At 60.9% G+C, this 14,492-nt stretch carries 12 protein-coding genes; 3 read left to right on the top strand and 9 right to left on the bottom strand.

What is annotated here, in order from left to right:
* Nucleotides 1-11: 11 nt before the first annotated feature.
* Together WH265_RS15925 and WH265_RS15920 are read right to left on the bottom strand one after the other, a co-directional pair.
* Nucleotides 12-419 carry a BLUF domain-containing protein gene (locus tag WH265_RS15925; RefSeq protein ID WP_339558919.1) on the bottom strand — a complete coding sequence of 136 codons (408 nt, stop codon included), beginning with the start codon at nucleotides 417-419 and terminating at the stop codon, nucleotides 12-14.
* Between the two features lie 204 nt (nucleotides 420-623).
* Nucleotides 624-1,190 carry a hypothetical protein gene (locus tag WH265_RS15920; RefSeq protein ID WP_021028906.1) on the bottom strand — a complete coding sequence of 189 codons (567 nt, stop codon included), beginning with the start codon at nucleotides 1,188-1,190 and terminating at the stop codon, nucleotides 624-626.
* Between the two features lie 361 nt (nucleotides 1,191-1,551).
* Between WH265_RS15920 and WH265_RS15915 the strand changes: the two genes are divergently transcribed.
* Nucleotides 1,552-2,058, top strand: a complete 507-nt coding sequence (locus WH265_RS15915) for a DUF6314 family protein (RefSeq protein WP_339558918.1) — start codon at nucleotides 1,552-1,554, stop codon at nucleotides 2,056-2,058.
* 61 nt (nucleotides 2,059-2,119) lie between these two features.
* Here the strand turns inward: WH265_RS15915 and WH265_RS15910 are convergent, their stop codons facing one another.
* Entirely contained in the window at nucleotides 2,120-2,665 is a 546-nt protein-coding gene (locus WH265_RS15910; protein WP_339558917.1) for a MarR family winged helix-turn-helix transcriptional regulator, read from the bottom strand.
* A 64-nt stretch (nucleotides 2,666-2,729) separates the two neighbouring features.
* Here WH265_RS15910 and WH265_RS15905 point away from each other — a divergent pair, with 64 nt between their 5' ends.
* Together WH265_RS15905 and WH265_RS15900 are read left to right on the top strand one after the other, a co-directional pair.
* Nucleotides 2,730-3,602, top strand: a complete 873-nt coding sequence (locus WH265_RS15905; RefSeq protein ID WP_312990105.1) for an EamA family transporter — start codon at nucleotides 2,730-2,732, stop codon at nucleotides 3,600-3,602.
* A 47-nt stretch (nucleotides 3,603-3,649) separates the two neighbouring features.
* Entirely contained in the window at nucleotides 3,650-4,267 is a 618-nt protein-coding gene (locus WH265_RS15900; RefSeq protein ID WP_339558916.1) for a nitroreductase family protein, read from the top strand.
* Between the two features lie 92 nt (nucleotides 4,268-4,359).
* On the opposite strand, the gene WH265_RS15895 is transcribed toward WH265_RS15900, so the two are convergent.
* The 6 genes from WH265_RS15895 to WH265_RS15870 form a co-directional block, all read right to left on the bottom strand.
* Entirely contained in the window at nucleotides 4,360-10,113 is a 5,754-nt protein-coding gene (locus WH265_RS15895; protein WP_339558915.1) for a PilC/PilY family type IV pilus protein, read from the bottom strand.
* An 80-nt stretch (nucleotides 10,114-10,193) separates the two neighbouring features.
* The gene (locus tag WH265_RS15890; protein ID WP_339558914.1) at nucleotides 10,194-10,754 is read right to left on the bottom strand and encodes a pilus assembly PilX family protein; all 561 of its coding nucleotides are present in this window, start codon (nucleotides 10,752-10,754) and stop codon (nucleotides 10,194-10,196) included.
* A gap of 35 nt (nucleotides 10,755-10,789) precedes the next feature.
* Nucleotides 10,790-11,923 (bottom strand): PilW family protein, encoded by a 1,134-nt coding sequence (locus tag WH265_RS15885; protein ID WP_339558913.1) that lies wholly within the window; start codon nucleotides 11,921-11,923, stop codon nucleotides 10,790-10,792.
* A gap of 26 nt (nucleotides 11,924-11,949) precedes the next feature.
* A complete protein-coding gene (locus WH265_RS15880; protein WP_339558912.1) occupies nucleotides 11,950-12,423 on the bottom strand; it encodes a hypothetical protein in 474 nt (157 codons plus the stop codon).
* 68 nt (nucleotides 12,424-12,491) lie between these two features.
* Nucleotides 12,492-12,998 carry a GspH/FimT family pseudopilin gene (locus WH265_RS15875; RefSeq protein WP_339558911.1) on the bottom strand — a complete coding sequence of 169 codons (507 nt, stop codon included), beginning with the start codon at nucleotides 12,996-12,998 and terminating at the stop codon, nucleotides 12,492-12,494.
* Nucleotides 12,998-13,414 (bottom strand): type IV pilin protein, encoded by a 417-nt coding sequence (locus tag WH265_RS15870; RefSeq protein ID WP_339517172.1) that lies wholly within the window; start codon nucleotides 13,412-13,414, stop codon nucleotides 12,998-13,000. Before WH265_RS15870 ends, WH265_RS15875 begins: the two co-directional genes overlap by 1 nt.
* Nucleotides 13,415-14,492: the final 1,078 nt, after the last annotated feature.

The following is a 14,492-nucleotide window of genomic DNA, read 5'->3' as shown; positions in this document are numbered from 1 at the left end:
AGTCCTGTCCGTCAGAGAATATCCAAGGTCTTGACTGCGTGGGCAAAGCGCTCCAGCGCCTCATAGGCATCGGCCTGGGCCAGCGCCGAGATGTTCAAGCCGCTGCTGTCGATATCGCCATCCGCATAACCCATCACCCAGTTGGGAAAGCGCCGCTCGGGGCCGGACAGCCCCGCATCGATGACCCGGAAATCGGAATGCCGAGGGTCTGCCTGCAGATGGGATTCGAGCACCCGCATGGCATCAGGTGCGCCCTCCACATACTGCGCAAACCAGTCACCATCGAACACCAGCACACCGGTGATGCCATGGATGGCGTTCAGCTCCCGCGCCTGCTTGACGATGCGCCCCACCTCGGTGGGCCCATAGCCGGGAGCCAGCCTGCTGGTGTAGAGAAGGGATCGGAGGGAAGAAGGCATGGCTGGGCTCTCGCTGTCAATATGTATGCAATGTACTGCTTGCCTCGGCGGGTGGGTGCCGGTTGAGGTCTTTTTTCTGCTTCAGAGCCCGGCAGCGATAGCAGGCACTTGCTATCACCGCACAAAACCAGCCCCTGATGGCCATCGCAGATGGTGCATCAGGGGCTAGTGACAGCGCCTTGGCAGGCGCAGCATCAACGCGACTTACTGGCCAAATTTGCGCTTGGCATCGGTCACGCAGGCATCCTTGGCATCACCGGCCATGGCATCGCAGCGCTCCTTGGCAGCCTTGTAGTCGGCTTCACGCGACTTGTCGGCAGCGTCCTTGCGCGCATCGGCCACATCCGATGGATTGGACGATGGCTTGGCGCTCACCTCCGCGACCTTGGCGGCTTCCAAGGCCTTCACATGGGCTGCCTTGGCTTCCTTCTGGCAGACGTCCTTGGTGTTGCCCGTGGCGTCGTCGCACTTTTCCTTGGCCACGTCGTACTCGGCATCTGCCTTGGCCTTGGCCAGGTCGTGGCGGTGGCCTTCGGTAGGTTCTGCACGGTGCTTCAGATCCGCCAAGGCGACCTTCTTTTGGCCATCGGCCTGCTTCTTGCAGACATCCTTGGCATTGCCCTTCATGGGCTTGCACTGGTCGCTGGCAGCCTTGTGCTCGGCTTCGATACGGTCCTTCTCGACCTTCTGCTCGGCAGAGGTCATGGCGAAAACGCCACCGGAGAAGAAAGCGGCTGCACACAGGGCGGCGATGGTAGGTTGGAGCTTCATGGTGTTGTTCCTTGGATCGTTATGGTGAAAGAGCTGACTATTTTTTGCACCCATCAATGAAGCGCAAAAAATAGTCTCCTGGCATGTCATTCATGCAATACCGCCACAATGGCTGCGTTGCTGGCCTCAATGGCGTGAATGAATTATCAGCAGCCCCAAGCGCGCAGGCTGTGGGTGGCAGGACGGACACATGGTCAGATTTCACCTACCGCGCCAAAGCCTTGCGCCAAGCCGTTTGCAGCGCTATGGCGGCTGAGAAAACCCTGGCAAAATCGCCGCAGCCCACCGCATCTCAGCACCCGGGCAGCAGGGTGCTGACAGGGCCTGCGGCAGAGATGCTCCGCCTATGGAAAACACCGCAATGACTACCGAGCACCAGCCCCTCTGGGTGGCAGAACACCTGCTTGCCGCGCTGCAAGGCGAATGGCGTTTTTCGCGCAGCCTGCAGGATCTGGTGACCCGCAACCCCATTGGTACCGTGCAGGGCCTGGCGAGCTTTACCCCGGAGGGTTCCAGCGGCGCCCACTATGCCGAGAGCGGCCAGATGGTGCTGCAAAGCGGCGGCGCGTTTCGCGCCAGCGGCAGCTATTTTTTCAGCCAGCAGGGGACGGATTTGTGCATCTATTTCGATGCCCAGCAGCAGCGCCTTTTTCACCGGCTGCATCCCGCCATCGACCAGGACGGGCAGCTGAGCGCCAGCAGCTCGCACCTGTGCATTGCAGACCGCTATGACAGCAGCTATGCGTTTTTGCGCAGCGGTGGCTTTGTCATCGAGCACCAGGTGCGCGGGCCGCACAAGTCCTACCGCAGCTATACCTTGTATGAGCGGCTGGCGGGCGCCCCGACCAGCAGCAGCACAGCGGTCTGAGACGCCTGGGAGGCAGCCTGGACCAGCGGATTGAAAGTCCGTATATCTCCTCAACAACGCATCAACTGCCCTGCTCATCCTCTGAGCTGCCTGCGCCGCCTTCCAGCACCGCCAGCAACACCGACAGATGCGTATTGAGCGCCGCCAGGCTTGCAGCGGGCAGGGGCTGCAGCAGCGCACGTTCCTTGTCCACATGGGCGGTAACGGCGGCATCAATGCGCTTGAGGCCGGGCTTGGTCAGCTGCACCAGCATGCTGCGCGCATCTTGCGCATGGGGTACCCGCTCGATCCAGCCATTGGCTTCCAGGCGCTTGAGCCGGTGGGTCATGGTGCCCGAGGTCACCATCAGGGTGGAGAACAGCTCGGTGGGGCTGAGCCGGTAAGGCGCGCCCGAGCGCCGCAGCGCGGCCAGCATATCGAACTCCCAAAAGCTCAGGCCGAACTGCGCAAAGTTCGCATCCAGGCTTTGCTCGATCAGCGCCGCACAGCGCTTGATGCGGCCAATCGGGCCCATGGGGCTGGCATCCAGATCGGGGCGCTCGCGCGCCCATTGCGCCAGGATTGCGTCCACGGCATCACCCGCAGGGGACAAAGGTTTTTTTGGCATTTGTCTTGATATCAAGATATTTAAGCGTTAGCATTCATTTTATCTTGATTTGAAGATAAAACCCATGCAAGCCCTCCCACGCCCTTCCCGTTGGCAAGACATCGCCCTCACCGCACTGGCCCCCATGGTCTGGGGCTCCACCTATATCGTGACCTCGGAGCTGCTGCCGCCGCACCGCCCTTTCACCGCCGCGCTGATCCGGGTGCTGCCCGCAGGCCTGCTGCTGGTGCTGGCCATGCGCCGTCTGCCCGCGCAGCAGCACTGGCTGCGCTTGCTGATCCTGAGTGCGCTCAATATCGGCGCCTTCCAGGCGCTGCTGTTTGTGGCGGCCTACCGCCTGCCCGGTGGCCTGGCCGCCGTGCTGGGCGCCATCCAGCCGCTGATGGTGATGGGCCTGGCCTGGTGGGCCGATGGCCAATCCCCCGCCCGCAGCACCTTGGCGGCGGCCGTGGCCGGGGTGCTGGGCATGGCGCTGCTGCTGATCTCACCGCAGACGGTATTCGAGCCCATCGGCATTGCCGCGGCCTTCTTGGGCGCCGCCTGCATGGCCAGCGGGGTCTGGCTCACGCGCCGCTGGCAGCTGGACCTGCCGGTGATGGCGCTCACCGGCTGGCAGCTATTGCTGGGTGGCCTGATGCTCGCCCCGCTGGCCTGGTGGCTGGATGCACCGCTGCCATCGCTCAGCGCCGTACAAGGGCTGGCCTATGCCTATCTCTGCCTGGCAGGCGCGCTGCTGGCCTATGCGCTGTGGTTTCGCGGCATTGCACGTTTGCCCACCGTGGCTGTCGCATCGCTGGGCCTGCTCAGCCCCCTCACCGCCGTCGTGCTCGGCTGGGCGCTGCTGGGCCAATCGATGACCGGCATGGCGCTGGCCGGCCTGGTGGTGGTGCTGGTCAGCGTGCTGGCCGTGCAGTGGACGGCGGCGCCATCTCGATAACGCCAACCTGTCCGTTTTTTTTCAGCCCTCACCCTCTTAACCTGACCATGACCAATCCCGTACAACAAGCCATTGAAAACCGCATCTCCGTCCACCGTTATGTCGATGGCCCCCTGCTCGATGACGGCCGCATCCAGGCCCTGATCGAACAGGCCACGCGTGCCCCATCGGCCTACAACATGCAGAACTGGCGCTTTATCGCCGTGCGCTCTGACGATGCCAAGGCCCGCCTGAAGGCCGTGGCCTATGGCCAGCAGAAGGTGATGGACGCCGCGGTGGCCTTTATCGTCTGTGGCACGTTGGCGGCACACCGCCAACTGGCAGCTGCACTGCAGCCCAGCGTGGATGCAGGCGCCCTGCCCCAGCGCACCGCCGATGCCTGGGTCGCCCAGGCCATCCAGGCCCATGAGGGGGATGCGCAATTGCAGCGCGATGAAGCGGTTCGCTCGGCATCGCTGGCGGCGATGACCTTGATGCTGGCAGCGCAAGGCGCGCAGCTGGGGTCTTGCGCGATGGTGGGCTTTGATGCGCTGGCCTTGCACCAGGCGTTTGGCCTGGCGCAGCACGAGGTGCCAGTCGTGCTGGTCACCGTGGGCTACCCGGCCAAAGAACAAGGACCTCAGAAACCGCGCAAGGCGGTGCAGGAGGTCCTGGAGATCATCTGACAGCATTGCGCCAGGCAACGCCGGGTAGGCCATACCGGAGGGCAGAGCAGGACGGGGGCAGCAATCCACCGCCGCCCTGCTTCTCACTGCCTTTACTTGTTCACCAACTCGCGCCAGCTGATGCGCTTGCCCAGTGGCTTGGGCGTGGCGACCGGGATCTTGATGTCGATCGGGTTCTCTGGCACCTGGCTGGGCGATACGTGGCTGGTAACATCGCCGTTTTGGTTGGCGCTCAGGTCGTTGCCCGAGATCAGGCCATCCACGGACTCACCAGCCATGTTGGTGCTGGTGTTCACAGCACGCCCCGTCTGGAAGTCCAGGTAGTTGATCCAGCCCTTGCCGCCGGCCACGCAGGGTTCGTTCGACGGCACATTGCTCGCGACCACCAAGGTGGTGTTGGCCAGGCGCAGATCCACATTGACGCGCTCGCCGGTGTCGGGAAGGTCCACATACCAGCTCTTGGTGGCATCGTTGCACACCGCATCAGACACCGTCGAGGCACATTGGAGCGTCCGCGTCTGCTTGCCACCAGCAGGAGGTTGGTTAGCCAACACCGACTGCTTCAGGCCAGCACGGAACGACGCACCGCTGTTGCTGTAACCATCGGCTACATCATCAATGCCATAGATGGTCTGCTGGCCCGTTGTGCTCAGATCCCCCATACCCAGCAGCTTGCCGGTGGCAACCAGGATACGTGGCAGCGCGCTGAGGTTGGGGCTTTGCACCAGTTCCAAACGGGTGGTGATGGGTTGCTCATTGCCGCCCTCGTCCTTGAGCTGCACGACCTTCTTGGCCTGGTAGCTGCCACTGCTCCACTGGTAGCGCCAGATATTGCCCTGGATGTCGCCACCGTAGAACAAGGTGCTGGTGTTGTTGCCGCCGGGGTCTTTCATGAAGTTGTTCAGGTCCTTCATGCCCGCGCCATCGGGGTTGGTGATGGTCTGGATCACCGCACCGGTGCCGGCATTGAGCACATAGACATAGCCCTTGCCATCGGCATTGTTGTAGCCCGAGGTCAGCAGTGCCACCCAGGTGCCGTCCGGCATCTTGGTGATCAGCGGCTTGCCATAGCTTTGGCCCATGGTCGAGGCACTGGCTTCCCAAAGACCTTTGGGCGATTCAGGGTCGGTGATATCGAGCGCATAGTAGCCATTGCCGCCCTTGTTGAAGCCGCCCACCAGGATGGTTTTCCAGGCGCCATCGTGGAAGATATCGGCCATCACCGGCGATCCATCGACAAAGTAGCGGTGGTTGCCGTCATAGTTATTGCTGGCCAGAGCCGGCATCGCAGGCATGACGGCCTTGGGCACAAAGGCCCAGGCTTCACGCGCAGCAGGGTAGACCAGCTTTCCGCCAATCGTCTGTTGCTTGGTCAGATCGGTGTCCGCATAGAAAGCATGCAGCATGCCGTCATTGCCGCCCACATAGACCATGGCACGCCGGTCCTTTTGTGCCAGGCGGAAGGCGGCATAGCCAGCATCGCGGTACTTGCGCTGGGGCTTGCCCACATACAGCGGCTGCGAGCCGATGATGTCACCCAGGCGGCTTTCACGGCTGCGGTAAAGCTTGGTGTCGTCGCCTTGAACATAGCCCTCCTTGGTGCGCTCCCCTCGCAGGAACTTCACCAGGTTCTCACCCAGCGCTGCGGTCTTTTGCGTGTCGCTCATCGCGCTGTACTGCGACAGCAGTGCTTGGGCCGCCGTGCCATTGAAATGGCTTTGCAAACCGCCCAGTGTTGCCCAGTTGAAGCTCTTCAATGCCGCGCCGTCCATGAAAAAGATACGGCGGTCGTCACTGGCCAGATCACGCGCATCCAACTTGGTCTTGGCAGACCAGTTGGGGATCAACGTGCGCACACCCGAGCTGACATTGATCTCATAGGCCTGCACCTCGCCCGACCAGCGGCCGCTGCGGTACAGCGCGCCGTAGGCGAAGTTGTTGTCCGTCTCGACCACGGCCGACGACACCGCCACACCGGCGCCCGAACCCACGGCTGCGCGGATATCGGAGAACACCTGGCCCAAGCCCGACTTGATGGCCTGGGGGTCGTTGGCGCTGAAGTAGAGTCCACGGCCATTGACGGCGGTATGCCAGAAGTCGTCGATGGACTGGGGCTGCTCGTAGTTGGTGACACCGGGCGCGGGCCAGACCGGCCAGGTCTTGGTGCCATTGCGGATGCCCGCGAAGTCACCCGCACCATTCTTGTAGTCCTTGTCGAACTTCAAGGTGCCCGAGACGCCCATGCCGATCACATAGGTGGCCATGTGCTGCCAGGTCACCTTGTCATCTTCCGCACCAGTGCCAGCTGGCTTTACCAGGTTGGCCAGTTCAGGGCGCAGATCGGTGCCGTAGTAGTACTGGGCCACATCGGCCAGCGAATTGCGGCTGCCGCCAGTGACATTGCTTTGCTCCACGGCATCGCAAGGCAGCTTGGTGCAGGCCTGGTGGCCGGCGGGCAGGCTGCCCCACACCACCGTGTTGGCTGGCACAGGGCGGCCATTGCTGGGCAGCGTCATACCGGCAGCCTCCGTCGCGCTGTAGCACTGCGCGGGCGATTCCAGCTCCGTCACAGGGATCGTCACGGTGGAGATCAGCTGTGGTGTGCTCTCCGTCGACCCCAGCAGGTTCACGCGATGCGTGGTCGCCGTACCGGAGAACACCTTCTTCTTGCCCATCACCTGCGAGCAATCGGTCGTGGCGCAATTGGCGGGTTTGTCCGGAGTGAAGACCGACGTACTGCTCTCGACATTGCAGACCGTGACCTTGTGGGTCAGCGGATCGTAGCCGGCAGCACAAGCCTGGCCTTGCGGCACAGTGATGGTCGTGGGGCCTTCTTGCTCGCAGATGGTTTCCACACCATTGGCAGCGGTGCCGTTGGTGCAAGCGGCGTAATCAGCAGCGCTGCTCAGGTAGGTCACCTGTTCCACCTTCTGGCAGGTCGTCGTCGTCCAGCCGTTGTCGCTGGTCGGGCCCGATTCCACACAGGCGCCGTAGCCCATGTCCGTGGCCGTGCTCTGGGGATTGCAATTAGTCACCCCGGTCTGCGGGCAGCTTTGTACCGGCTGGTTGTAAAGGTTGTTGGCCACACATTGGGTGGTCACCCAGCCATTGGCCGCAGATGGGCCAGGGGTTGTGCTGCAGCTGGTGGTTTCGACCGGATCCGTGGTCTTACTCTCACAGGTCACCAGGAAGCAGCCGTTGGCCGGCGTCGGGCCAGCCGCCGTGCAGCTTTGCACGGCGCCATTGGCCATTGAAGTGGGTGAACCCGTGGCGGGTGTGCAGGTGCCCCCTCCCGTACTGCATTGGGTCCCCGTCCAGTTGTTGCCCGCAGAAGGTGCTTGCGCGGTGCAGCTTGCGGCATAGCCCCAGTCCGAATACTTCATCTCGCAAACCCTGTCGCCCGTACAGCTGGCAGGGTTGACTGCCGTCGTACCAAAGGTAGTGGTATAGGGCTCTTCGCAGGTGGTAATGGTGGGTGACGAGGAGGCCACGCAAGTGCTCAGTGCGACCGCTGAACTGGTGCGCTGCTCAGGAGCACCACAGACCTGGTCCATCTTGGTCGCATTGTTGGACAGATCAGCAGGGCAGGAATTGACAAAGCTGGTGCTCGCCTTTTTCGCACTGCAGACGGTGTACACATTGCTACTGCTTACCCCTGCGGAGCAATAGTTGTTGGTCGAAGACGAACCATATGTCTGCTTGGCAACGCAAGTCGAGCGTTTGAAGTTCGGCGCCACCGGGCTGGTGTTCACGCACTGCGCATCGGTGACATAGGTGGTTTCGCTGTAGCTGCTGTTGCAACCGCTGAACAACACCATGCTGGCGGTCACGCCACTCGCCACCAAATCAGGGTGCAGCGTTCCACAAGCGGGTACAGGCCCGTTGATCGCTGCCACACCGGGCTTGCCTTCGCAGTAGATGGTGCCTTGGCCGGGAACGAACTGCCCATTGTTGCTGCAGTTCGAGGCACTGATGGGCACTTCGCTCTCCTGGCACTCGACCTTGTAGTCGCCATCCATGCCAGGCGTACAGCTGGCGTTCACCAACTGCCACTGGTCATAGCCCACCAGGTTGCAGCCATAGGGTTCGCAGACACTCTTGTCGGTGGTCTTGAAGGGAATCTCACCAATCGCCTGGTTGATGTAGGAGTAGAAGTAGCGCTTTTGCTGCACCCGCTTGTACACGGCCTTGCCAAATGGCTCCTGCTTTTCGGTGGCCCAGGTGGTGATCAAGGCATTGCGGTACTGGCTCTGCGTGATGGAGTTCCAAGTGTATTTGTGTTGGTAGGTACGCTTGTAGACCATCTTGGTGGCAGCGACCGTCCAGTAGGTGCGCATGGCATTGGCAAAGCTGAGCTCCAGCTTGGCTTTTTGCTCGGTCCACAACGTGCTCTTGTAAAAACCCAGCACGGTGCCATAGGTCACCGCCTGGGTCTTCACACTCTTCTTGGTGATCTTCTTGTAGGTGGTCTCGGTCTTGGTGCCACCGCCAGGAACAATGGTTTGCCAGCCCAGGCCGCAGGCGCTCCAGTCATAACCGATGCTGGCATCCCGGCGCAGCAAGGAGCCACTGGTGGAGCCGTCATAGATCGGGCGCGGGGTGAGGCCATCGGGCCCGGTGAGAGGCCGGTTGTAAGCCGGATCACTGTCAGGGCCGTCTTGCTGCCCAACCAAGGTGGTGCCATCGAGCTGCATGGGGCCCTTGGTTTCCTGGCCGACGTTCCAGTAGCCGTCGGTGGTCACAATCGCATAGTGGCGCTGGCAGGCAGAGACAACCGGGTCCACAAAGGGCGCCATGGCCGTGTTGATGCTGTCATCCTTGTTGGCGTAGTAACGTCCCACGCGGGCCAGTGCTTCACGCGTGGGCGAGCTGCCGCCTGTCTTGGCCGACTGGATGGTCTGGAACCAGTTGGCCTTGTCGGTGCTTTCAAAATCCTTGACGGGCATGAACTTGAAAGTACTGGTGTCGGGCTTGGCGGCTGTCAGAAAGCCGATCCGGAAGTTGTTGTCCAGTGCATTGAAGGCCAGGCTGATGGAAGACTTGGCCATGTTGATACGCGTGCGGTAGAAGCTGTACCAGTTGGCGAAGTTCTGTTGCTGCGCAGCGGTCGTGATGCCCCGGCGAATCCAATAGCCATCGGGGGCCGTCGTGCTGCCGGTATTGATATTGGCACTGGCCTGGTTGAGCAGCAAGCTGCCGTTGTCGGCCTTGATGGTGCTGTTGGTCACCTTGTTGCAGGCGCCAGCTGTCACATCCGCACCTTCGAACGAAGGCTGCACCCCGCCAGTCACGCGCGGCACCCATTCAAAATAATAGGCCGCTTGCGCAGGGTCGTTGTAGATAGACTCCTGCCGCAGGCGGGTGGAGATGTCATAGGCCTGAAAGCTGGTTGCCAGATTCACCACGCCTTTGCTGGTGTCATAGCCGTCAATCCAGGCACCGGCAAAGCTGGGCTCAGGGTAGGCCGTGCCATCGGGCTGGGCAGGCAGCTCGTACTTGGTGGCAGGGTTGTAGTACAGGCTGTTGCACAACGAACTCTTGTATCCCATCGGGAAGAAGGTCGCCGAATAGGTGATGGGATCCCAATCGTCAGGCATGTGGGTCCACTTCATCGAGTCCGACGTGTCCATCAACAGCATCACATTGGGCTTGTCCTGCTGTGCAAAGGTGTTGACTGGCACGTCCGAGATGTCGACCGGGTTATGGGGCGTGTCGGCAATGGCCATGCCGCCGCCCACAGCCCCAGCCAGCGAGACCACCAGGCCCAGCGACCACAGCAGCCTCGGGCTCCAGGCGCGCGCCGGACTCCGGTGTTTCTCTCTATCTGCGAAAGCTATATTTTTCATCTATTCGCACTCCTCTTATTAATCTAGAATTTTTTGCCTGACCCAACGCAACCATGCCCGGAGGGTGATCCGGGCAGGTCTCAGTAGGTGCTCATCTGCACATAGCTTTCGGTGTCTCGGGGACCGGACACCTTCGCGGTGATGCGGTACATGGGCCGCTGCGTGCAGCTGGAGACGCTGCCTATCGATTCGCTGGAACCCGAGCAACCTTCACCCTGGGGCATGACACAGCTTTGCCCGGCAGCGTTGAGCGCTTCTGCCTTGCTGCAGAGCCGATGGATCAGGTAACGCACCTCGTTGCCCAAGCCATCGTTGGTGGTGACCACAGGGGCACTGCCCCAGGCCAGCGATTGAGCGGATGCCTTCGGATCAACGCTGGCGTAATAGCCCAAAGAGCTGTTGTTGGCATCGAGTGCACTGGTGCCCGTGGCTGCCAAGACTTCGAGCTTGGCCAGGCCAGTTTCCAGCCCCAAATCAGCGCCCGATGTGGCCGCCTGCTTGAGTGCCAGACTGCCTGAGACGCCAGCGCCCAAGGTGCTGGTGCGCACGAGGGCCAGGCCGGTGATCGTCATCACCAGCAGCACGACCAGGGCGACCAGCAAGGTCACGCCCTGCTGTTGATACCGTGGAGCGAGAGCCATGGGCGGCGTTGCACGAAGGCATGGCAAGTGTTTGGTCATTGTTGTTGTCCCCAAATCGTGTTGCGCAGCGGGATCACGCTTTCGTATACGCGGTAGCGGTAATGCGGCCATTCGTCACCCGTACCCATCTCGAATGACTTGCTGCCATTGGCCCACTTGGGTGCAGCAGAGGTCACCGCTTCGCGCTCATACTGCGAGCTACGCACCAGGATGGCGACACGCACCGCCATCAGACGCCCCAGCTTGGTGGCGACCAGATCTGCATCGGAAGATGTCCACTCATCCTCCTTGTCGATCTTGCCGCTTCCATCCTTGTCAAAACCGTATTCAGCCACCATTTGCAGCACGTCCTCGGCGACGGCCACGCTCTTGGTATCGGTCTCATCCAGAAAGTTGTAGCGCATCAGCTGGTTGTCCTTGACACGCCAAACGTTGCGAGTGGGCTGGTTGCCCAGGCTGAACAGCCAACCCTCACCCAGGCTGGCGGCGCCGCCATCGAGCATGTCGACCGAGGAGCCGCCATTGCGCTCAGGCGTTACTGAGGCAGCGGTGTAGAAGCTGGTATAGCCACTGGTCATGTGGCGCACCGTCGGATCCTCTTCTGCAACACCTCCCGGACCGGTGATGGACGAGCCAGCGCCGGCTGTCACTTCCATCAGCAGGCACTTGCTGGGATCCGTGTCGCTGGTCCCCACGGCCACATCGCCGGCCTGAAAACCGGCATTGCTGCGCTCCATCGTGAAGACACCGCTGGCACTGGCGCTGTAGCGCGCGCCAATAAACATATTGGGCGATGAGCCGGTGAGCACCCGCAGCTCATTGCCGCTGACGATCTGCACCGGCATCAGCGGAAATGTGTACTGGGCCGGGTCGCGGCCCGTGCGCTTGTAGGCCTGCACTTCGCAGCCCAGGTAGGCGGAATCCATGCCTGCAAACCCCAGTCCGGCCGAGCGAATATCGCGCTCGATGGCAAACAGCGCCAGGGACCCAGCCGTTTGCGCCTGACTGACTGCCGAGGTCGTGCGTCGCCGCCCCTCCGATGTGGAGAACAACTGGTAGATGGCCAGCAAAGTCAGCAGGCCGATGGCCAGCCCGATCATGATTTCGATGATCGTGAAGCCCTGCATGCGCCCATCCGGCGGCGATCTTCGCGGCGCAAAACCTTTCATGGCAATGGTCCTCTCTTGGTATTTTTCTAGTGCACGAATGCCTGTATTTCGTAGATGCGCTTGGCCGTGTCACTGGGCCCTTGCCAGCACAGCCGCACCGTGACCTGGTTGAGATCGTTGCCGGTATTGACGACCACTTGCTGGCCACTTTCGGTAGCACCTGGCAGCCCCAGCCCGGGGTTGGCCGTGTCTGCCCCCCGCGCCGCCTTCAGAACCTTGCCCAGTTCCGAGGTCTCGCTCAGTTCAGTGCCGCTGTAGGCACAGCGTTCCGTGCCGTCTGGCTGGTGCTCAAAGGCCTTGAGCGACTGCGCCAGCGTGCTCGCTGAGCTGCGGTCCACACTCAACGACACCAGCTGGATGATCTGGGCGGCGTAGATACCCGCTTCGGTGCGGTACTGCGCCTGGCCACTGAGCGCCATCGATTTGGCCGTCAGTCCTGCAATCCCCAGGATTCCCAGCAGCAGCAGCAGGATGGAGACCATGGCCTCGATCAGCATCATCCCGTGCTGCGGGCGGGCAGCTGGCCTTTGCACGGGAGAGCGCCTGCGCCGCGTCAAAGAAGGAGTGCTCAGCATTTGCGGTTGTCTCCAGCGGCGGTGATGGTGGGATCGCAGAGGCGCACCTGGCCGCCAGGCGAGACCAGGATGTTCAGGCAGCGCTGGGGACCACTGGCCAGGCACTGCGCACTGTCGCCCGGCATGAACTTGACGGTGTTCGCTGCCGAGGCATTGCCCAGACCATTGAAGGTCACATCCGCCGCTGTGGCCGTGATCGTGAGCGGAGCGGCAGACTCTGCAGGCTTGGCAGCAAGCGTGGTGCCGCCAGTCACAATCGACCATCCCCGGTTGGATTCACTGAGGCTGATGGTCACATCGCCATTGCGGCGCAAGGCTTCTGAGCGTGCCTGCTGCGCGCCGTCGTAGTAAGCCTGGGCCGCTGCACGGATCTTGGTGTCCAACAGGTACACGCGGATGCTGGGCATCACCATCAGCAGCAAAAAAGCGATGATGCCAATCCCCACCAGCAGCTCAAGCAAGGTGAAGCCATGGGCGCGCTTAGCCACAACAGGCAGCATCAGCAGCTCCCATCCTTGCGGGCCGACCAGCAATTGGTACCGGCTGTCCAGCCTGAAGGCGTGCCTGTAGTGGCGCGCTGGCCTTGCTGGTTGAGTGTGAACACAAAGCCGGACATGCTGCCAATACCGGTGGCGGTCACCGTGTAGGTCTTCACATCCAGCGCACAGGTGTATTTGAAGCGGGCGGTGGCCGCCGGCGCTGGCGCCAAGCCGCTCGTGCCGCAGGCGTCTTCGTAGGTCCGGTTATCCTGAAAATACTGCTCCAGCTTGCCGCCCATATCGGCTAACGGCACCAGACCATCCACAATCTGGCCTCGCTTGATATATTCTTGGTACGCAGGCATCGCAATGGCAGCGAGGATGGCAATAATCCCCACCACGATCATCACCTCAATCAAGGTAAAGCCACGCGACATACCTCGCCGCATGCAAGCACCCCTCTGCTTGGCAGAAAGATGCGACCGGCGACTACTTCCCCACCCCCCACCACTGCACGCTTGGCACAGGCGGTCGATATTTTTTTGAAGCATGTTGGACCAACGCCTATTATTAAAATTAATACACCGGCACCCCCCCCCGATCTGTTGGTCTGTTATTTTTATCAATCAGTGGAAACACCGTCAAAAAAGCAAAAAATCTTGCAAAATCAAAGATGAAATTTTTCTGGATTTCCTTATCACGCACCAGGCACAGCACCGATAAGCAGGCACTTACTCATCTTCAAAAATGATCCATCTGCCACCCTCATGCCGATCATCCCCAAGCATGACAATGCAAGGCTAGGCGCTACAGATAAACGGATCGCCCTCCAGAGATACCAATTCATCATTCCTGCGCTTGCACCCCGCGCAACAGGCGGCAGATTATGAATTCATGTTTCTTATGGTTTCTTATTTTTACTCAATGAAATCTGCAGCCGGAGTGTAGCCGCTTACCCAAAGAAACATTCAATCCAATTGTTAACATAGTTTCTACCAGGCACTAATTGACATATTTACAACAATTCATTCCGACTATCCTCAAGATTGATTTGGATCAACGAATCGGGCCAAACCCTGTGCGCAACAGCGCCAAGGCAGAGCAGGCGGGCTGCCAAGCCTTCATGCCTCCGCCCCCAAGATGGGTGCCTTGAAGAGAACCAAGTGTTCCTCCACCACGATGACCAACAGGGCCTCAGAATTGCTTGGATACCAGGGTGAAAATTCGGCTCCATCAACAGAGGACTGACCACATGCCAAGCCGCAGCAAGGCTGTGACCAGAGGTCCAGAAGTTGAGTCGCTTGGGCCAGCAAGACCTGCTCAAACACCAAGCCTGCAGCGCAAAGCGAGGCGACTTTTCATCGCAGCTCCCGGTGGATGCGAAGCCAAGGTGACTGGGCAAACCCCTAGAAGGCCGGAGAATCGTTGTAATAAATAACGACACCTCTTCTATGCCAGGCATGACCCTAAAAGCGCTCTGTTTACAGCCAGCCGCCCCACAGCAACAGCGCGGCG

The sequence above is a fragment of the Comamonas sp. MYb396 genome (assembly GCF_037479555.1).
Taxonomy (GTDB): Bacteria; Pseudomonadota; Gammaproteobacteria; order Burkholderiales; family Burkholderiaceae_C; genus Comamonas.
The sequence above is the reverse complement of the archived record's forward strand: the minus strand, read 5'-3'. Positions and strand labels throughout refer to the sequence as shown.